This is a genomic window from Escherichia sp. 10290 (assembly GCF_030295155.1).
GTDB classification, from domain to species: domain Bacteria; phylum Pseudomonadota; class Gammaproteobacteria; order Enterobacterales; family Enterobacteriaceae; genus Escherichia; species Escherichia coli_F.
In genome coordinates, this window is the sequence record NZ_AP025741.1 from 144,266 (window position 1) to 163,233 (window position 18,968).

The window sequence follows — 18,968 nt, forward strand, 5'->3', positions numbered from 1 at the left end:
TACAAAAAGGTATCAGGGATTATTTGACGTAGGCAAGCAGGCTTAAGGAATCGCGAGCCAGGGCTTTGCATTTTTTAGCGACGGGAATGCCGATGCCGCTGAGATCGCGGTAGCTGTCTTCACCGAGGGCTTTCATGTCGAAGGTATCGTAGTTGCTGAGATCCCACTGGTTTTGCTGGGCGAAAAAGACCAGTGCGCGACGAATCTGCCCGTTTGGTAAGTTCTGGTAACCACAATCGTTCTTCAGAAAGACAAAAACTGCCGTTAAATCGGCCATATCTTCGGCTTCAGACTCGCTGAGCGCGTAACTGTTTGCGCAGACGGCCATCAAGCTGCCGAATAACACTGTTCTGAAAAACGTCTTCATTGCTTCTACCAGGGGCTTAAAGAAGATAAACGTTAGCACACTGCGAGCGAGGCGACGACCATTATTGTTGATTAAATTGTGTCTGCGGCTTGACCTTCCCGTAAGGGGAAGGACTATGCTCAACGTTTGATTTTGTTTCGCCTGCTTAAGAATAAGGAAATAACTATGCAACGTCGTGATTTCTTGAAATATTCCATTGCGCTGGGCGTAGCTTCAGCCTTGCCGCTGTGGAGCCGCGCAGTATTTGCGGCGGAACGCCCAACGTTACCGATCCCTGATTTGCTCACGACCGATGCCCGTAATCGCATTCAGTTAACTATTGGCGCAGGTCAGTCCACCTTTGGCGAGAAAACTGCAACTACCTGGGGCTATAACGGCAATCTGCTGGGGCCGGCGGTGAAATTACAGCGCGGCAAAGCGGTAACGGTTGATATCTATAACCAACTGACGGAAGAAACGACGTTGCACTGGCACGGGCTGGAAGTACCGGGTGAAGTCGACGGCGGCCCGCAGGGAATTATTCCGCCAGGTGGCAAGCGTACGGTGACGTTGAACGTTGATCAACCTGCCGCTACCTGCTGGTTCCATCCGCATCAACATGGCAAAACCGGGCGACAGGTGGCGATGGGGCTGGCGGGGCTGGTAGTGATTGAAGATGACGAGATTCTAAAATTAATGCTGCCAAAACAGTGGGGTATCGATGATGTCCCGGTGATCGTGCAGGATAAAAAATTTAACGCTGACGGGCAGATTGATTATCAACTGGATGTGATGACCGCTGCCGTGGGTTGGTTTGGCGATACGCTGCTGACCAATGGTGCTATCTACCCGCAACACGCCGCCCCGCGCGGCTGGCTGCGCCTGCGTTTGCTCAATGGCTGTAACGCCCGCTCGCTCAATTTCGCTACCAGTGACAATCGCCCGCTGTATGTGATTGCCAGCGACGGTGGTCTGCTACCTGAACCAGTGAAGGTGAGCGAGCTGCCGGTGCTGATGGGCGAGCGTTTCGAAGTGCTGGTGGAGGTTAACGACAACAAACCCTTTGATCTGGTGACGCTACCGGTCAGCCAGATGGGAATGGCAATTGCACCGTTTGACAAGCCGCATCCGGTAATGCGGATCCAGCCGATTTCCATTAGTGCTTCAGGTGCCTTACCTGACGCGTTAAGTAGCCTGCCAGCATTACCTTCGCTGGAAGGGCTGACGGTACGCAAGCTGCAACTCTCTATGGACCCGATGCTCGATATGATGGGGATGCAGATGCTGATGGAGAAATATGGCGATCAGGCGATGGCCGGGATGGATCACAGCCAGATGATGGGCCATATGGGGCACGGCAATATGAATCATATGAACCACGGCGGGAAGTTCGATTTCCACCATGCCAATAAAATCAACGGTCAGGCGTTTGATATGAATAAGCCGATGTTTGCGGCAGCAAAAGGGCAGTACGAGCGTTGGGTTATCTCTGGCGTGGGCGACATGATGCTGCATCCGTTCCATATCCACGGTACGCAGTTCCGTATCTTGTCAGAAAATGGCAAACCGCCAGCGACGCATCGCGCAGGCTGGAAAGATACTGTTAAGGTAGAAGGTAATGTCAGCGAAGTCCTGGTGAAGTTTAATCACGACGCACCGAAAGAACATGCATATATGGCGCACTGCCATCTGCTGGAGCATGAAGATACGGGGATGATGTTAGGGTTTACGGTATAAAAAGACCGTATTCGGAAATATGCCCGGATCTCTCCGGGCATTATTCTGCTGACAAACGCAAAACTGCCTGATGCGCTACGCTTATCAGGCCTACGTGAACTCTGCAATTTATTGAATTTGCGAGTTTTAGTAGGCCGGATAAGGCGTTTTCGCCGCATCCGGCATGAACAAAGCGCACTTTGTCAGCAATATGAGTCAATCTTAATTCACATCATCCGGCAACGCATAAGCCACAATATAGTCGCCCATCTTCGTACCAAATGAACCGTGACCGCCTGCGGAGATCACCACATACTGCTTGCCATTCACTTCATAGGTCATCGGTGTTGCCTGACCACCCGCCGGTAAACGGCCCTGCCACAGTTTTTCACCGTTGCTCATGTTGTAAGCGCGCAGGTAGTTATCTGCCGTAGCGGCAATAAACAGCACGTTACCCGCCGTGGAGATTGGCCCGCCCAGCATCGGCATACCCATATTGAACGGCACCGGAATGGGCATCGGGAACGGCATGCTGTCCTGCGGCGTACCAATGCGTTTCTTCCACACCACTTCGTTGGTTTTCAGATCCAACGCCGAGATATAGCCCCATGCTGGCTGTTTACACGGCAGACCAAACGGCGAAAGGAACGGGTTGAGCGTAACGCCATACGGTACGCCGTACTGTGGCTGAATGCCGGATTCCGTACCGGTGCCTTTGGCATCTTTCGGCTGTTCCATCGGGTTGCCAGGACCGCGTGGGATCAGTTTCGAAACGAACGGCAGCGCCATTGGGTTGGCAATTGCCACTTCACGATTCGGATCAACGGAAATTCCGCCCCATTCGAACATCCCCAGATTACCCGGGAAGACCAGCGTACCCTGTTCAGATGGCGGGGTGAAAATACCTTCATAACGCATCTGGTGGAACATTACGCGGCACACCAGTTGGTCAAACATGGTGGCGCCCCACATATCCGCACCGCTTAAATCTTTCGTCGGGCGGAAGCTCAGTTCAGAAAACGGTTGAGTAGGTGTAACGTAATCACCTTTCGCTGCGCCTTGCGGCACCGGTTTTTCCGGGGCCGGAACCACCAGTTCACCATTGCGGCGATCAAGCACAAAAATGTTGCCGGTTTTCGCTGGAGCGTAAATAACCGGAACTTTTTGACCATTAACGGTGATATCTGCCAGCGTTGGCTGTGCCGGAAGATCCATATCCCACAGGTCGTGGTGAACGGTCTGATAGCTCCACGCCAGTTTCCCGGTAGTGGCATTCAGCGCCAGAATTGAGCTGGCATAACGTTCCTGTTCTGGGGTGCGGTTACCGCCCCAGATATCTGGCGTGGTAACGCCCATCGGCAGATACACCAGATCCAGCTTCGCGTCATAGGCCGCAGGTGCCCACGAGTTTGGCGAGTTAAAGGTAAAGGTGTGTTCGTCAGACGGGATCGCGTTCGGATCTTTCGCGCCTGGATCAAAGGCCCACAACAGCTCCCCGGTAATGACATCAAAACCACGGATCACGCCAGACGTTTCGCGGGTTGAGAAGTTATCAGTGACGGAACCCGCCATCACGATGGTTTTATCAGTGATAATCGGTGGTGAAGTCGGCTCATACAGACCCGGTTTGGTGTCCGGCATATTGCTTTGCAGATTGAGCACGCCTTTATTGGCAAAGGTTTCGCACAGCTTGCCGTTTTCAGCGTTAATCGCAATCAGGCGGCCATCATTGACCGGGAGAATGATACGACGCGGGCAATCCGCCATCACTTCCGGCGAAGCAGTTTCTGCTTTGGCTTCATGATAAGAGACACCACGGCAGGTTACATGCTGGAAAGACTCGTTGGTTTTCAGCTCAGGATCGTAATGCCATTTCTCTTTGCCGCTGGCGGCATCGAGCGCAAACAAACGCTGGTGAGCGGTACACAGGTAAAGCGTGTCGCCTACTTTAATCGGCGTCACTTCATTGGTGATTTCGCCCGGATCGTTCGGCTGCTTCACATCGCCAGTACGGAACACCCAGGCTTCTTTCAGCTTGTGGACGTTATCAGCGTTAATTTGTTTCAGAGGTGAAAAGCGTTGACCTTCCTGATTGCGACCATAGGCAGGCCAGTCCTGATCGGCAACGGGGGAGATAGCTTCGGCAGGTGTGGCATCGGCGCTTAAGGTGCCGTTGATTTCCTGCGGATCGTTAAATCCGGCCCAGGTCAGAATGCCACCGCTAATCAGCAGTGCCACCACCAGTGCGGCAACTGCGCCGCTGGTAGGAATGACCAGGCGACGCCAGACAAACGGCAGGATCAGCCAGATACCAAAGAAGACCAGAATGTCGCTGCGCGGAGTCAGCGCCCAGAAGTCGAAACCCACTTCCCAGACGCCCCAAATCATGGTGCCGAGCAGCAGGGCGGCGTATAGCCAAAGCGCAGCGCGTTTACTGCGCCACAGCATCCAGGCGACGCCGAGCATCACAAGGCCAGCGATAGGGTAGTACCAGGAGCCGCCAATCGCGACCAGCCAGCCTCCGCCAATGAGTAGATACAGCCCGCAAAGCGCTGCAAAAAGGGCTGTTAGCGTGACGAGTAATCGTCGCGAGCCGGTATTGTTAATTGCCATAAAGAGACACCATTTCAATTCATTAATATTTTAGTAGCAATTAATTATAGGTTTTAACATGTGTGATCGTCATCACAATTCGAGCTTTATTAACAGATTCCGCGAATGAATAGTTTTACTGGTATACTGCGTGTCTTGCGCTTTGTTGCGGTGCCAAAACCTGCCCGTGCGAAGTGATTTGTTTTTAAATCATATGGTTAGAGATATGAAACATACTGTAGAAGTAATGATCCCCGAAGCGGAGATTAAAGCGCGTATCGCCGAACTGGGTCGTCAGATTACTGAGCGTTACAAAGACAGCGGCAGCGATATGGTGCTGGTAGGCCTGCTGCGTGGCTCATTTATGTTTATGGCGGACCTGTGCCGTGAAGTTCAGGTATCTCATGAAGTCGATTTTATGACCGCCTCCAGCTACGGTAGCGGCATGTCCACCACCCGCGATGTGAAAATCCTCAAAGATCTGGATGAAGATATCCGTGGTAAGGACGTGCTGATTGTTGAAGATATCATCGACTCGGGTAATACACTGTCGAAAGTGCGTGAAATCTTAAGCCTGCGCGAACCGAAGTCGCTGGCGATTTGTACGCTGCTGGATAAACCGTCCCGTCGTGAAGTGAATGTCCCGGTAGAATTTATCGGTTTCTCGATCCCGGATGAGTTTGTGGTGGGCTACGGCATTGATTACGCTCAGCGTTACCGCCATCTGCCGTACATCGGCAAAGTAGTGCTGCTGGACGAGTAAGTGCGGATGTGCCGGATGTGTTGCATCCGGCATGGTGTTTTTATTTGTGGTTGGCGTGTTTCAGCTTGAGATTGGAAATCCCGTGACGGTAACGTTGTTCAAGGGTTTCGCGGTTGGTGGCGGTAACATCCAGATCACGCAGCAAACCGTCGTGAATGCCGTAGGCCCAGCCGTGAATGGTGACTTTCTGCCCGCGTTTCCACGCTGATTGCATAATGGTGGAGTGGCCCAGGTTATATACCTGCTCCATGACGTTCAGTTCGCACAAGGTATCCAGACGGCGCTCTTGCGGCATTTCGCCAAGCAATGAGCTATGTTTGAACCAGATATCGCGAATGTGTAGCAGCCAGTTGTTGATAAGCCCCAGTTCCGGGTTTTCAACTGCGGCCTGTACGCCGCCGCAACCGTAGTGGCCACAGATAATAATGTGTTCAACTTCGAGAACATCCACTGCATACTGAACCACGGAAAGGCAGTTCAGGTCGGTGTGAATGACCAGGTTAGCAACATTACGGTGAACAAAGAGTTCGCCCGGCTCAAGACCGGTTAAACGTTCTGCAGGAACGCGACTGTCGGAACATCCAATCCATAGAAAGCGCGGTTTTTGCGCTTGCGCCAGTTTCTCAAAAAACCCGGGATCCTCTTCCACCAGCATTTTTGACCATAGTGCATTGTTGCTGATGAGTGTATCTATGTCTTTCATGGAGGTTAACGACCTGTAACCAAATAATTACGTTTGGCTAATATAGGGCAACTCCGGGACGATTTAAACCACAGATAAAGTGTAAGAACGTAAGGTAAGTAAAAATTTATGACCATTGCACTGGAACTTCAACAGCTTAAAAAAACCTATCCAGGCGGCGTTCAGGCGCTTCGTGGAATCGATTTGCAGGTCGAAGCGGGTGATTTTTATGCGCTTCTCGGGCCGAACGGGGCCGGGAAATCAACCACTATCGGTATTATCAGCTCTCTGGTAAATAAAACCTCCGGGCGGGTCAGCGTATTTGGTTACGATCTCGAGAAGGATGTCGTGAACGCTAAACGTCAGTTGGGACTGGTGCCGCAGGAATTTAACTTCAACCCGTTTGAAACCGTGCAACAAATTGTGGTGAACCAGGCGGGGTACTACGGTGTAGAGCGCAAAGAAGCGTACATCCGCAGCGAAAAGTATCTTAAACAGCTCGATTTATGGGGAAAGCGTAACGAACGTGCGCGTATGTTATCGGGTGGGATGAAGCGCCGTTTAATGATTGCTCGTGCGTTAATGCATGAACCTAAACTGCTGATTCTTGACGAACCGACCGCAGGCGTGGATATCGAACTTCGCCGCTCAATGTGGGGATTTTTGAAGGATTTAAACGACAAAGGCACCACCATCATTCTTACCACGCACTACCTGGAAGAAGCAGAAATGCTGTGCCGCAATATCGGCATTATTCAACATGGTGAGCTGGTGGAAAATACCTCGATGAAGGCGCTGCTGGCGAAGCTGAAATCGGAAACTTTTATTCTCGATCTCGCGCCGAAAAGCCCATTACCGAAGCTCGATGGCTATCAGTATCGACTGGTCGATACCGCTACGCTGGAAGTTGAAGTGCTGCGTGAGCAGGGGATTAACAGCGTGTTCACGCAGTTAAGTGAGCAGGGTATTCAGGTATTAAGTATGCGTAACAAAGCTAACCGTCTGGAAGAGCTGTTTGTTTCACTGGTTAATGAAAAACAAGGAGATCGCGCATGATGCATCTTTACTGGGTGGCACTAAAAAGCATCTGGGCGAAAGAGATCCATCGCTTTATGCGTATCTGGGTGCAGACGCTGGTGCCACCGGTCATCACCATGACCCTTTATTTTATTATCTTCGGTAACCTGATTGGTTCGCGCATCGGCGATATGCATGGCTTCAGCTATATGCAGTTCATCGTGCCGGGGCTGATCATGATGTCGGTAATCACCAATGCCTACGCCAACGTCGCTTCATCATTTTTTGGTGCCAAGTTCCAGCGTAATATTGAAGAGCTGCTGGTTGCACCCGTACCGACTCACGTGATTATTGCCGGATATGTTGGCGGTGGCGTGGCGCGCGGACTGTTTGTTGGCATTCTGGTGACGGCAATTTCACTGTTTTTTGTGCCTTTTCAGGTACATTCGTGGGTATTTGTCGCTTTAACGCTGGTGCTCACGGCGGTGTTATTCTCCCTTGCTGGATTGCTGAACGGCGTGTTTGCCAAAACGTTCGATGACATCAGCCTGGTGCCAACCTTTGTGTTAACGCCACTCACGTATTTGGGCGGGGTCTTTTACTCCCTGACTTTGCTGCCGCCGTTCTGGCAGGGACTGTCGCACCTGAACCCGATCGTTTATATGATCAGTGGTTTCCGCTACGGCTTCCTCGGAATCAATGATGTGCCGCTGGTCACTACCTTTGGCGTACTGGTGGTCTTTATTGTGGCGTTTTATTTGATTTGCTGGTCGCTGATCCAACGTGGGCGTGGTCTACGTAGCTAAGGCTATTTCCTCTCCTCTGGATTCGGGGGAGAGGAGTTTTGACGGCTATCACCCTTTATCAACAATGGTCAGGGTAGACTGATTTTCGGCTAAGGAGGAAGGCGATGCTAGGTTGGGTTATTACCTGTCACGATGATCGGGCGCAAGAGATACTGGATGCGCTGGAGAAAAAACACGGGGCGCTTCTTCAGTGCCGGGCCGTGAATTTCTGGCGCGGATTAAGTTCTAATATGCTCAGCCGTATGATGTGCGATGCTCTGCATGAAGCAGACTCTGGCGATGGGGTGATCTTTTTAACTGATATTGCCGGAGCGCCGCCGTACCGCGTGGCTTCGCTATTAAGCCACAAACACTCCCGCTGTGAAGTGATTTCTGGGGTAACGTTACCGTTAGTTGAACAGATGCTGGCCTACCGTGAAACATTATCCAGCGCTGAGTTTCGCGAGCGAATTGTCGAACTGGGTGCGCCGGAGGTCAGTAGTCTTTGGCACCAACAACAAAAAAATCCGCCTTTCGTCCTCAAACATAATTTGTATGAGTATTAACCCGCGATCCTGATGACGCTTTTGCTACAATAAAAGCGTTGTTTCATCCTTGGTTATTTTTTCATGTATAAACAAGCTGTTATTCTCCTGCTGATGCTGTTTACCACAAGCGTCAGTGCCGCATTACCTGCCCGTTATATGCAAACCATCGAAAATGCTGCGGTCTGGGCGCAAATTGGCGACAAAATGGTGACGGTAGGGAATATTCGGGCCGGACAAATCATTGCCGTGGAGCCCACTGCCGCAAGTTATTACGCATTTAATTTTGGCTTTGGCAAAGGGTTTATCGATAAAGGTCATCTCGAGCCGGTTCAGGGGCGACAAAAAGTTGAAGACGGTTTGGGTGACCTCAACAAGCCGCTGAGTAATCAGAACTTAATAACCTGGAAAGATACGCCGGTTTATAACGCGCCGAGTGTGGGCAGTGCGCCATTTGGGGTACTGGCGGACAATTTGCGTTATCCGATTTTGCATAAACTGAAAGACAGGTTAAACCAAACCTGGTATCAGATCCGTATTGGCGATCGACTGGCCTATATCAGCGCGCTGGATGCCCAACCCGACAATGGCCTGCCGGTGCTAACCTATCATCATATTCTGCGCGACGAAGAAAATACCCGTTTTCGCCATACTTCGACGACCACCTCGGTACGCGCCTTCAATAACCAGATGGCCTGGCTGCGCGACAGGGGGTACGCGACACTGAGCATGACGCAGTTGGAAGGTTACGTGCAGAATAAAATTAATCTCCCGGCACGTGCCGTGGTGATTACCTTTGATGATGGTCTCAAGTCGGTGAGCCGCTATGCGTATCCTGTGTTGAAACACTATGGTATGAAGGCGACGGCATTTATTGTTACCTCGCGCATCAAACGTCACCCGCAGAAATGGGATCCAAAATCGCTGCAATTTATGAGCATTTCTGAGCTTAACGAAATTCGTGATGTATTTGATTTCCAGTCACATACTCATTTTTTGCATCGGATAGATGGCTATCGCCGCCCCATATTACTGAGCCGTAGTGAGCACAATATTCTGTTTGATTTTGCGCGATCGCGTCGGGCGCTGGCGCAGTTTAATCCACATGTCTTGTATCTTTCTTATCCGTTTGGCGGTTTTAATGACAAAGCGGTTAAGGCGGCACGTGAAGCCGGATTTCATCTGGCAGTGACCACCATGAAAGGCAAAGTAAAACCGGGGGATAATCCGTTGTTACTAAAACGGCTTTATATCTTAAGAACGGATTCGCTGGAGACGATGTCGCGGCTGGTGAGTAACCAGCCGCAGGGGTGATTATCAGGCCACCTGAACTGGAATCGCTTTTGCGGTACGTTTCATTTCGTTGTCGCCTTCAAAGTAGGCAACGTTGGGCCGCCAGGTGCGAGCTTCTTCATCCGGCATGGTGACGAAGCTGGCGATGATGACAATATCGCCGACGCTGGCGCAGTGGGCTGCCGCACCGTTAACAGAAATAATTCTCGAACCGCGTTCTGCTGCGATGGCATAGGTGGAGAAACGCTTGCCGTTGGTGACATTCCAGATATCAATGGCTTCGTTTTCGAGAATACCGGCTGCGTCAAGAAAATCCTGGTCAATGGCGCAAGAACCTTCATAGTGCAGGTCCGCATGAGTCACTTTCACGCGGTGGAGTTTGCCCTGCAGCATCGTGCGAATCATAACTTCTACCTTTCTACCCTGTCGTTAACGAAGCAGGCGGTGCCTGCTTTGAGGAAATTCTCACGCAGTATTGCCCGATTTTTGTTTAGTGTCTACTCATCTGACGGCATTTGCATCAGCAGTTTGCGTACCGTGCCGAAGCGAGCCATGTAACACCTGTAACCAATTGAAATTTCTCTGAACGCTGCTCGGTAAACACTAAAGAGGCGGCTGACGACGGCGCGCCTTGACTGGATACTGCCTTCACGCAAGACAACACGGAAGGCAGGGAAGATGGATGCACCGAGTACCACACCGCATGATGCGGTGTTTAAACAATTTTTAATGCACGCGGAAACGGCTCGCGACTTTCTGGATATCCATTTGCCAGCGGAGCTACGCGAACTGTGTGATCTCGACACGCTGCATCTTGAGTCGGGGAGTTTTATTGAAGAAAGCCTGAAAGGGCACAGCACTGACGTGCTCTATTCCGTGCAAATGCAGGGTAATACGGGCTATCTACATGTTGTGATTGAACACCAAAGCAAGCCGGATAAAAAAATGGCGTTTCGCATGATGCGTTATTCTATTGCTGCCATGCACCGGCATCTGGAGGCAGATCACGATAAGCTGCCGCTGGTGGTGCCGATTCTGTTTTATCAGGGCGAGGCCACACCTTATCCGCTCTCAATGTGCTGGTTTGATATGTTTTACTCGCCGGAGCTGGCGCGACGCGTCTATAACAGTCCTTTCCCGCTGGTGGATATCACTATCACACCGGATGACGAAATCATGCAACATCGGCGGATTGCGATTCTCGAACTGCTGCAAAAACATATTCGCCAGCGCGACTTAATGTTATTGCTGGAGAAACTGGTCACGCTGATTGACGAAGGGTACACTAGCGGAAGTCAGTTAGTTGCCATGCAAAACTATATGCTGCAACGTGGTCATACTGAACAAGCGGATTTGTTTTATGGTGTGGTGAGAGACAGGGAAACGGGAGGGGAGTCTATGATGACGCTGGCGCAGTGGTTTGAAGAGAAGGGAATTGAGAAGGGGATTGAGAAGGGGATTCAGCTGGGAAGACAGGAGGAAAGGCAAGAATTCGCCCTGCGTCTTCTGAGTAAAGGAATGTCTCGGGAAGACGTTGCAGAGATGGCAAATTTACCTCTTGCTGAGCTTGATAAGCTGATTAACTAAATTGCCTGCGATATGAATAACCGCTTACAGACGTCATCGCCATGACGTGGGGCAAATTAATAATTGGCGCCATCAGCCGTAGCGCCAGTTATACTCGTCATACTTCAAGTTGCATGTGCTGCGTCTGCGTTCGCTCACCCCAGTCACTTACTTATGTAAGCTCCTGGGGATTCACTCGCTTGCCGCCTTCCTGCAACTTGAATTATTTAGAGTATAAGTATTACGCCAGTTCGACGATTTTGTTGTCGATCAGGCGAGCATCGCCAAGCCAGGCGGCTACCAGAATCACAGCTCGTTTGCTGTTTTCAGCGATTTCCAGCAAGGTGTCGGCATCGCGAATCTGAATATCATCGGAACGGAAACCTTTTTCATTCAGTTCTTGCCCGGCAATAGCAATAATTTCATCGAGATCCCGTTCGCCAGCCTGCAATTTGTCGGCAATTGAACTTAAGACCTTGTACAGACCCGGCGCAATTTTACGTTGTTCCGCTGTCAGATAGCCGTTACGGGAACTGAGCGCCAGACCGTCTTTCGCGCGCATAATCGGCACTCCGACAATCTCAATATCGAAGCCCATATCGGCAACCATTTTGCGGATCAGTGCCAGTTGCTGAAAATCCTTTTCCCCGAAGCAGGCGATGTCCGGCTGGACCAGGTTGAACAGTTTGCTGACGATGGTCGATACGCCGCGAAAATGTCCTGGACGACTGGCACCTTCCAGCATGGTGGAAAGGCCTGGAACATCGACATAGGTGTGGGTTTCTGTACCGTTCGGGTAGATCTCTTTTACCGAGGGAGCGAAAACCAGATCCACTTTGCGCTTGTTCAGCTTCTCGCTATCTTCCTGCAAGGTGCGCGGATAGCGCGCCAGATCTTCCGGGCGGTCAAACTGCATCGGGTTAACGAAAATACTGACCACGACCACATCGGCCCGCGCTTTCGCTTCATCAACCAGCTTCATATGACCATCATGTAAATTGCCCATAGTAGGCACCAGCGCCACGCGCTTGCCTTCCATACGCAGACGGCGGATATGCTGACGCAGCAGCGGCAGGGTTTCGATAATTAACACAACGTGACTCCTTAATGGAAACTGTGTTCTTCGCCCGGATAAACGCCGGACTCGACTTCAGCCATATACTGACGCACCGCTGCGCGGATGTCGCCCGTTTCGGCGAGGAAATTTTTGGCAAATTTAGGGATATGGCCGCCGGTAATGCCAAACGCATCGTGCATCACCAGAATCTGCCCGTCGGTGACGTTGCCCGCCCCGATACCGATGACCGGAATCGCCAGCGCTTCGGTAATGCGTTTCGCCAGTTCAACCGGTACGCATTCCAGCACCAGCAACTGTGCACCAGCGGCTTCTAAGGCTAACGCATCGCTGAGCAGTTGATCGCTCGCTTCATCGCCACGCCCTTGTACTTTGTAGCCGCCAAATATATTAACTGACTGTGGGGTTAAACCTAAATGACCACACACCGGAACTGCGCGTTCAGTCAGCATTTGTACCGTCTCAACCAACCATGCGCCGCCTTCAATTTTGACCATATTGGCTCCGGCACGCATTACTGTGGCGGCATTTTCAAAGGCCTGTTCCGGGGTGGCGTAAGCCATAAACGGCAGGTCAGCCAGCAGCAGGCAATTTGGTGCGCCACGACGCACGGCGGCGGTGTGATAAGCGATATCTTCAACGGTTACCGGGAGTGTGGAGTCGTGCCCCTGAACAGTCATACCCAGAGAATCGCCAACCAGCATCACGTTCAGCCCTTCATCAGCAAACAGTTTGGCGAAGCTGTAGTCGTAAGCGGTAATGGTGGCGAAGCGTTTTTTTTCTTGTTTGTATTTATTCAGTAAGGAGATGGTGGTCGGTTTCATCATAACCCCTGTTAGTCATAAGTGTTATCGATAGGATTGGCGCATTGTAGGGGATGTCAGTGATGAGTGTTAGCCCTTTGTGGTCAAAACCGGCAGGGGGACCTGCCGGTAGCGGGGCTCAGGGGTAGGTGATTGAGAAGATGCCAGTCGCTTTAAAATCTCCGGCCCGGATCTGCTGATTGTCATCCTGCTTAAGAGTCGCGGTGAAATTCAGCGTTTGGTCGGCAGGAGAACCCGAAGAGTTACTGCCAATAATACCGTTTGAGTTATCCGGGTTATCGCCATACGCTTTATAGATTGAGGAGGCGTCGTTGGGCATCAGCGTCACTTCTGGATAATGTGAGTTGGGCTTACCTTTGATCTCTACACCTACACCGCTTGCCGCATTTGCTGTAAGCGAGTTGCCCAATAGCGACGCTGATAGCGCAGGAGCTCCTGTCGTCAATTTTACTTCGATGTCTGTTACCCGGTAACATCCTTTTAGTGTGATCGAAAAAGGCACACCATTCGCACCGTCAATAACTTCTTTTGGACTGTATTCGCCCAAACCTACCGTGTCACCCTGACTGACACTGCTGCCAGTGAGGACCGCCGACAAACAGGTAGGAGAGGTTAACGTGACATTTCCCATATTAAACGTCTGAAAAATTGTACGGGATTTGAGATTTCCGCCAGGGGACTGATTTTTCAGAGAGTAGTGATAGGGTGCGTCACTCAGCAGGGCAATGCTGCCGCTGGCATCGGGGTCAAAGGTTGCGTCGTTATATAAGTCGATGTCCATTTGAGAGACTAAGCCACCAAGGGTCAGATACCATCCAGAACTGCCCGGGCACGTTGATGTGCGAAGATCCAGTGGTTGTGGATTTGTATCACCGATATAAAAGTTGTCTGATGACTCTACACCATACGACCAAAGACCATACATGCGTGCGGTAAAATACAGCCCTTGAATATTGGTTTTAAAAAGTTGGTGACCATCGTAGATGTACGGACTTTTAATAAAATGGTTCTCCAGTGAAATCGGTCCGCCCGTACCGTCAGGGGAGCAGTAAATAACCCCTGTATTAGGAATGGCAGCGGTATCCAGATCTAGCTTGATTTTAACATTGCTGTATTGCAGTGCTGTGGCACGCCCAATCACGACCTGGCTGCTACCCGTAGTATAGATGGTAGTGGAATAACCATCACTAGCCGGACCATTGTTTTGAACTCGATCACCAGTGGTATCTTTACCTCCGACAACAAGTGTGTATGCGGCCTGGAGGCAGCCTGAATATAGGGGCAATAATAGCAATAAAATGTTGCCCCACGTTGTTAGCTGTAAACGGTTCATTTCATCATCCTTGAAAACGAAAAACATTACTCATAATAAACACCCACAAACACACTGGCTCGTACTAAGCCGGCTGTCGCGGCTTGCGTCAGGTCGACCTTCTGCATCCTCGCATGAAAATGATAGGTAGCATTAGCTAACTGATCGGCACTCACAGGATAAATGCTCTGCGGTTGACCGTGGGTATCCAGTACATTGAAAATATTTTGCGCATCCTGAGTGGATAAGATCACGATGCCGACATTTTTAGCGCCATTAGTCGTCTGATTAGCGAAAACCTGTTGGTTTGTTGCACCGAGCGTACCAGCGACGGGCGTAAAACTCACTGTAAGACGAGCAGGGTTCTTTCCTGCAACCTGCGCACAGTCGCTGACAGAAATGTAGAACGAGTGACCACCGGTATAAACGCGATCGACGGAAGTATTATTGTTCAGGTAGTTGTAATCCACCGTTCCTAAATCAATACTCCCACTATTGTCGAACGTGACTTTACAGCTGGTGCTGACAATATTGGCGGTCATATTAATATTGGTGCTGGCGGCAATGGCATTGTATGAAAACCACAGTGCGAATATGTAGATAAATGTTTTCATCATCATCTACTCATAGGTTACAAAAAATATAGCGTTGGTGGAGAATTGACCTGCACGAACATCCGCGATGGTATTATCCGATGCAATGACAATTCGGGCACTGAGCGGCCAGTGGACAATATTCGAGCCTGTTGCCGCGGTTAAATCGACAATGCTGGTCGGTTTGGTTTTACAATTAAGCTGAATGCTGCCCTGACCTTCTGGCTGATTCGTCGTCCACACTTCAACTGCGACACCGGTTGCCGCATCATCGTCCGCCGTCGTCAGTTCATTACGATATCCGCCACCGGAACTGGAAGCGCCATCGCAGCCCGTCTGTGCCGAAAGCACAACTTTGGCCTGATCCTTTGCTAACCCTTCGCAGTTTGAAAACACCAGACTGAAGTTCTGGTATTTCGATTTAGCGGAAAGCTCGTTGAGATAGACATCGCCAATTGCGATGGTGGTGGCTTGCTGATCCTGCGCATTGCGCAATTCCGCCGTGCAGGTACTGGCAATGACCTTAGCGCGTACCGTAACGTCCATAGAGCTACTGGCGGCGTGGCCGATGGCGATATATCCAAAGCACAGCAGCAATACAAAGGTTATATTTTGATAATTCATAAACAAACCTGCTATTCGTAGGTAAAGACGAAAGTCACTTTGGCCTGGAATTGTCCAGTGGTGATCGGATTCGCTGTGGTGGTCTGACGAAGCATGGCAGTGAGATCCAATCCATTACTTATTTCATCACTCGTCCAGGTGACTCGCTGGCTACCGTTGAGTTTAAAACGGAGATTTTCATTTGCGTTCATACGTTTAATACCAAGACCAACATAGTTGGTATGCCCCGAAACGGTCTGGTCATTAGCGATTAACGAATCTGTATAGCCGCTGACTGCGCCATTAAGCGTCATCGACATGCTGGAAATATAGTTATTACAATTGCTGGGAAGGATTTTAAAATTAGCCTCCGACATTGACGATTTATTCACAATGTCCGAAACGCCCATGTCAGGCAGATCCAGATAATAGTTATTCGCTGTGGCATCACCGCTGATATTGGCCCCATTCAATGCATTGAGCGTCATGGCACAGGTCGTCTCTTTGATTGTTGCGGTAAAGTTGACCGAAAGATCGGTTGCCAGTGCAGGGCGGAGACAAAGCGACGTCAGCAGCAGCAGGGGCGGTAGTAAAAAAGTTCTCATTTCCTCTCCTGGAACATTATTGCTGGGTGCATGGCACGCCGTTGAGTACGATAGTTTTACCGGTCATGGTGGGTGATGACGGTATCTGATAATGAATACGGCACTGCTGGCGACTATTTTTCTCATACCAGGTGACCGTCAATTCACCGCTGTCGGCAATACCACGTACAAATGCCTGACTACCCTGTCCGACGGTCCCGATAGAGGTCCCTTTTTCGTCGGTAATATCAGAAGCAAACGGCACGGGCTGATTGTTGCTGCGCAGTAAATTGAGAATGGCAGAACGCCCGGTGTCGGTGTCAAAATGGCTGAAAATGACGGAACCCTGGCGCGGAATGGCGATGCTACTGGTGTTTTTGAGCTCCACGTCGTTATCCAGATCGTTAACATCGAGCACGACAGTATTTTCCCGATACGGTGACAGTGAACTGCTCACGCCGTACCCAAAGCGATCGATGGTGCTGTTACCAAAGTTAATGCGCGCGCCCTTTGCACCGGGGGCGTTGATCAGCGCCAACGTGTCAGAGTCGGTAAAACTGTCGTTACTGAAGGTCAGACCGTGGCGGTGGAGTACAAAACCGCCATCGGTGCTGAGCCCATACTGACGTGAGTGATCGCTACTGGTGGAGGCTGAGCCTGAAAATGTTCCCCACGGCGATTCATAGCTGGTATAACCGCTGATACTTTTCAGGCTGTCACTGTTTTTCTGCGCGTTATAGGCGGTATTCACGCTGTAACTCCAGCGATTATCCTGGCTGTAGCCCGAGGCAATGGCGTTATATTGCGAACTCCCTTTCATATCGCTGTTAACGCTGGTGTTCAGCGTTTTGAAGCCACCCTGGCGGCTATCACGACCCAGCAGTTTATCAAGCGGAATGGTCACGCTCAGGTAAACTGAATCATCCTTCTTATTGTCTTCATCGTATGTGCGTTGCAGGCTGACGCTGTAGCTCGCCCAGTTAAAGGAATTACTGTAGCCAAAGGAAAAACTGCTCTGTGATTCGTTGGTTACCCAGTAATCTGTCCATGTGCCATTCACATAGAAAGATCCATAGTCACGTTCATCACTTTTTAACGTTTGGTTAATGCTAACGCTGAACTGATTTTTCATGCGCGCATAACTGACAATACCCGAGTAGTCCTCTTCATCAGGATGATTGGCTGAATTAATCAGCGTTAACGCGTCGTTTAGCCCCAGATAGTTTTCAGTGGAGTAGCGATAGGCGGCAATGTTGAGTGACGTTTCGGTCGGGGCGAAATATTTATTCCATGAAATACGGTAGCTCTGCCCACTATAAGTTTTATCGTCAGGGATTTCGGCATGAGACTGAGTAACATCGAAGGAGAATGCGCCCAGCGATGTATTCATCCCCACCCCCAGTAAACCGGCCCAGTAGCCGTTATCGGTCATTTGCAGACCAGTGTAGCCGGTGAAGGTGTTGCTCAATCCGTAATAGTAGGTCCCTTGCAGCAGGTTCGGTTTATCCTGAAGTTCCTCTTTATTGACCTCACCGCCGCTGATATCCCATTTGCCTACGCCGGGACGCATCATCTGGATCACCGATGAATAGGCCTGACTAAACGTACGCTTTGAGCCGTCCGATTCGGTGATGGTCACTTCGAGGTCGGCACCGAACCCTGCCGGAGTGAGATCGTCAATCGCGAATGGCCCTGGTGGCACGGTCGTTTCATAAATTTTATAGCCGTTTTGGGTGATCGTGACTTTCGCGTTAGAGTTTGCCACGCCACGGATAACGGGCGCATACGATGCCAGCGTGGGTGGCAACATGCGGCTTTCGCTATAGAGTCGCATCCCGCGAATAGGCACCGAGTCGAAGGTTTCTCCTGTGGTATTGGTTTCACCCATCACCAGTTGAGAGCGAAGCGCGGCGATATCGCGTTGCAGGTATTTATCCTGAAATTCAAAACTGCCGCCGTCCTCTTTGTCCCACGAATAGTTACCATGTGAGCGAAAATGCCATCCCCATAAATTGATACCGCCCATTAGTCCGGCGTAGCTGGTTTCTGTGGTTTGATTGGGGGATTCACTGCGCCAGCCGTTAAGGGTGTAAGAGAGCATTGCGGCATTGATGCCTTCATCCCAGAGTGAGGCGTCGACATAGTTGGCATAGGTTCTTTGCAGCCAGATTTGCGGCATGCTGATATCAAGCCGCTGATCATTGCTGTTGTAAGCGACGCTTGATTGCGGAATAGCAACCTCTAGGTTGAGGCAATCCTGCGCAGCATTTTCGCGTTTTTGCAAAATTGCGTTATCCGTTAGCTTTTCTGGCTGGCGAATATGCAGCTGTAATAACGTGTTCGCGGAGATGCAGGGTTGAGCAGCGTGTTTAGGGTCTAATTCAATAAACTCGATTTTCAGATTGGCGCTGGCCTGGTTATTAATAAACACGCTGACGTCATAGCGTCCAGGTAATGTTGCGTTACCTTTGCTGTAACGATTGACATCAATATCCCTGGCGCCTGCGCCCATCAGGAACGTGTTATCAAACTCAACGGTCTCGTCTGCCCCCCACACATTTTGAGTACAGGGCAGCAGGCTGCACGCAATCAGGCAAGCGAGCGGCGATCGTTGAATTTTTTTGCCATCGTAGGGGAGCTTCATTGTACGATCTCAGCCGATATAATTTGTG

General features: G+C 50.6%; 18 protein-coding genes. 7 read left to right on the forward strand and 11 right to left on the reverse strand.

Annotated features, from left to right (window positions below; genetic code table 11):
• Nucleotides 1–19: 19 nt before the first annotated feature.
• The gene (locus QUE74_RS00640) at nt 20–367 is read right to left on the reverse strand and encodes a YacC family pilotin-like protein (protein WP_001295568.1); all 348 of its coding nucleotides are present in this window, start codon (nt 365–367) and stop codon (nt 20–22) included.
• A gap of 165 nt (nt 368–532) precedes the next feature.
• Here QUE74_RS00640 and cueO point away from each other — a divergent pair, with 165 nt between their 5' ends.
• The gene (gene cueO, locus QUE74_RS00645; RefSeq protein WP_001189574.1) at nt 533–2,083 is read left to right on the forward strand and encodes a multicopper oxidase CueO; all 1,551 of its coding nucleotides are present in this window, start codon (nt 533–535) and stop codon (nt 2,081–2,083) included.
• 201 nt (nt 2,084–2,284) lie between these two features.
• On the opposite strand, the gene gcd is transcribed toward cueO, so the two are convergent.
• Complete coding sequence (gene gcd, locus QUE74_RS00650; RefSeq protein WP_000996829.1) at nt 2,285–4,675, reverse strand: quinoprotein glucose dehydrogenase; 2,391 nt, start codon at nt 4,673–4,675, stop codon at nt 2,285–2,287.
• 205 nt (nt 4,676–4,880) lie between these two features.
• Here gcd and hpt point away from each other — a divergent pair, with 205 nt between their 5' ends.
• The gene (gene hpt / locus QUE74_RS00655) at nt 4,881–5,417 is read left to right on the forward strand and encodes a hypoxanthine phosphoribosyltransferase (protein WP_000683336.1); all 537 of its coding nucleotides are present in this window, start codon (nt 4,881–4,883) and stop codon (nt 5,415–5,417) included.
• A gap of 40 nt (nt 5,418–5,457) precedes the next feature.
• Here the strand turns inward: hpt and can are convergent, their stop codons facing one another.
• Nucleotides 5,458–6,120, reverse strand: coding sequence for a carbonate dehydratase (gene can, locus QUE74_RS00660; protein WP_000651599.1), 663 nt, complete (start codon nt 6,118–6,120; stop codon nt 5,458–5,460).
• Nucleotides 6,121–6,228: 108 nt separating this feature from the next.
• Here can and QUE74_RS00665 point away from each other — a divergent pair, with 108 nt between their 5' ends.
• From QUE74_RS00665 to QUE74_RS00680, 4 genes are all read left to right on the forward strand, one after another.
• Nucleotides 6,229–7,155, forward strand: coding sequence for an ABC transporter ATP-binding protein (locus tag QUE74_RS00665; protein WP_000150637.1), 927 nt, complete (start codon nt 6,229–6,231; stop codon nt 7,153–7,155).
• A complete protein-coding gene (locus tag QUE74_RS00670) occupies nt 7,152–7,922 on the forward strand; it encodes an ABC transporter permease (RefSeq protein ID WP_000972203.1) in 771 nt (256 codons plus the stop codon). The genes QUE74_RS00665 and QUE74_RS00670 overlap by 4 nt, the downstream gene beginning before the upstream one ends.
• Nucleotides 7,923–8,026: 104 nt before the next feature.
• On the forward strand, nt 8,027–8,467 hold the full coding sequence (locus QUE74_RS00675) for a PTS sugar transporter subunit IIA (RefSeq protein WP_000901977.1): 441 nt from the start codon (nt 8,027–8,029) through the stop codon (nt 8,465–8,467).
• A 63-nt stretch (nt 8,468–8,530) separates the two neighbouring features.
• On the forward strand, nt 8,531–9,760 hold the full coding sequence (locus QUE74_RS00680; protein ID WP_000277947.1) for a polysaccharide deacetylase family protein: 1,230 nt from the start codon (nt 8,531–8,533) through the stop codon (nt 9,758–9,760).
• Between the two features lie 3 nt (nt 9,761–9,763).
• Here QUE74_RS00680 and panD read toward each other — a convergent pair whose 3' ends face one another.
• Nucleotides 9,764–10,144 carry an aspartate 1-decarboxylase gene (gene panD, locus QUE74_RS00685; protein ID WP_000621515.1) on the reverse strand — a complete coding sequence of 127 codons (381 nt, stop codon included), beginning with the start codon at nt 10,142–10,144 and terminating at the stop codon, nt 9,764–9,766.
• A gap of 273 nt (nt 10,145–10,417) precedes the next feature.
• On the opposite strand from panD, the gene rpnC reads away from it, so the two are divergent.
• Nucleotides 10,418–11,326 carry a recombination-promoting nuclease RpnC gene (gene rpnC / locus QUE74_RS00690; RefSeq protein ID WP_000339923.1) on the forward strand — a complete coding sequence of 303 codons (909 nt, stop codon included), beginning with the start codon at nt 10,418–10,420 and terminating at the stop codon, nt 11,324–11,326.
• 220 nt (nt 11,327–11,546) lie between these two features.
• Here rpnC and panC read toward each other — a convergent pair whose 3' ends face one another.
• The 7 genes from panC to QUE74_RS00725 form a co-directional block, all read right to left on the reverse strand.
• Nucleotides 11,547–12,398 (reverse strand): pantoate--beta-alanine ligase, encoded by an 852-nt coding sequence (panC, locus tag QUE74_RS00695; RefSeq protein ID WP_000905338.1) that lies wholly within the window; start codon nt 12,396–12,398, stop codon nt 11,547–11,549.
• 11 nt (nt 12,399–12,409) lie between these two features.
• Nucleotides 12,410–13,204 (reverse strand): 3-methyl-2-oxobutanoate hydroxymethyltransferase, encoded by a 795-nt coding sequence (panB, locus tag QUE74_RS00700; RefSeq protein WP_000805482.1) that lies wholly within the window; start codon nt 13,202–13,204, stop codon nt 12,410–12,412.
• 118 nt (nt 13,205–13,322) lie between these two features.
• Nucleotides 13,323–14,537, reverse strand: a complete 1,215-nt coding sequence (locus QUE74_RS00705; RefSeq protein ID WP_001081045.1) for a fimbrial protein — start codon at nt 14,535–14,537, stop codon at nt 13,323–13,325.
• A gap of 26 nt (nt 14,538–14,563) precedes the next feature.
• On the reverse strand, nt 14,564–15,136 hold the full coding sequence (locus tag QUE74_RS00710; RefSeq protein ID WP_000980010.1) for a fimbrial-like protein: 573 nt from the start codon (nt 15,134–15,136) through the stop codon (nt 14,564–14,566).
• Nucleotides 15,137–15,733 carry a fimbrial protein gene (locus QUE74_RS00715; protein ID WP_001109254.1) on the reverse strand — a complete coding sequence of 199 codons (597 nt, stop codon included), beginning with the start codon at nt 15,731–15,733 and terminating at the stop codon, nt 15,137–15,139.
• A gap of 11 nt (nt 15,734–15,744) precedes the next feature.
• Nucleotides 15,745–16,317, reverse strand: coding sequence for a fimbrial protein (locus QUE74_RS00720; RefSeq protein ID WP_001258736.1), 573 nt, complete (start codon nt 16,315–16,317; stop codon nt 15,745–15,747).
• A 16-nt stretch (nt 16,318–16,333) separates the two neighbouring features.
• A complete protein-coding gene (locus QUE74_RS00725; protein ID WP_000775698.1) occupies nt 16,334–18,940 on the reverse strand; it encodes an outer membrane usher protein in 2,607 nt (868 codons plus the stop codon).
• Nucleotides 18,941–18,968 lie beyond the last annotated feature (28 nt).

What these genes read in the sequence shown, in the direction of transcription:
- QUE74_RS00640 (WP_001295568.1), bottom strand. Translation starts at nt 367, where the DNA reads ATGAAGACGTTTTTCAGAACAGTGTTATTCGGCAGCTTGATGGCCGTC.
- cueO (WP_001189574.1), top strand. Translation starts at nt 533, where the DNA reads ATGCAACGTCGTGATTTCTTGAAATATTCCATTGCGCTGGGCGTAGCT.
- gcd (WP_000996829.1), bottom strand. Translation starts at nt 4,675, where the DNA reads ATGGCAATTAACAATACCGGCTCGCGACGATTACTCGTCACGCTAACA.
- hpt (WP_000683336.1), top strand. Translation starts at nt 4,881, where the DNA reads ATGAAACATACTGTAGAAGTAATGATCCCCGAAGCGGAGATTAAAGCG.
- can (WP_000651599.1), bottom strand. Translation starts at nt 6,120, where the DNA reads ATGAAAGACATAGATACACTCATCAGCAACAATGCACTATGGTCAAAA.
- QUE74_RS00665 (WP_000150637.1), top strand. Translation starts at nt 6,229, where the DNA reads ATGACCATTGCACTGGAACTTCAACAGCTTAAAAAAACCTATCCAGGC.
- QUE74_RS00670 (WP_000972203.1), top strand. Translation starts at nt 7,152, where the DNA reads ATGATGCATCTTTACTGGGTGGCACTAAAAAGCATCTGGGCGAAAGAG.
- QUE74_RS00675 (WP_000901977.1), top strand. Translation starts at nt 8,027, where the DNA reads ATGCTAGGTTGGGTTATTACCTGTCACGATGATCGGGCGCAAGAGATA.
- QUE74_RS00680 (WP_000277947.1), top strand. Translation starts at nt 8,531, where the DNA reads ATGTATAAACAAGCTGTTATTCTCCTGCTGATGCTGTTTACCACAAGC.
- panD (WP_000621515.1), bottom strand. Translation starts at nt 10,144, where the DNA reads ATGATTCGCACGATGCTGCAGGGCAAACTCCACCGCGTGAAAGTGACT.
- rpnC (WP_000339923.1), top strand. Translation starts at nt 10,418, where the DNA reads ATGGATGCACCGAGTACCACACCGCATGATGCGGTGTTTAAACAATTT.
- panB (WP_000805482.1), bottom strand. Translation starts at nt 13,204, where the DNA reads ATGAAACCGACCACCATCTCCTTACTGAATAAATACAAACAAGAAAAA.
- QUE74_RS00705 (WP_001081045.1), bottom strand. Translation starts at nt 14,537, where the DNA reads ATGAACCGTTTACAGCTAACAACGTGGGGCAACATTTTATTGCTATTA.
- QUE74_RS00710 (WP_000980010.1), bottom strand. Translation starts at nt 15,136, where the DNA reads ATGATGATGAAAACATTTATCTACATATTCGCACTGTGGTTTTCATAC.
- QUE74_RS00715 (WP_001109254.1), bottom strand. Translation starts at nt 15,733, where the DNA reads ATGAATTATCAAAATATAACCTTTGTATTGCTGCTGTGCTTTGGATAT.
- QUE74_RS00720 (WP_001258736.1), bottom strand. Translation starts at nt 16,317, where the DNA reads ATGAGAACTTTTTTACTACCGCCCCTGCTGCTGCTGACGTCGCTTTGT.
- QUE74_RS00725 (WP_000775698.1), bottom strand. Translation starts at nt 18,940, where the DNA reads ATGAAGCTCCCCTACGATGGCAAAAAAATTCAACGATCGCCGCTCGCT.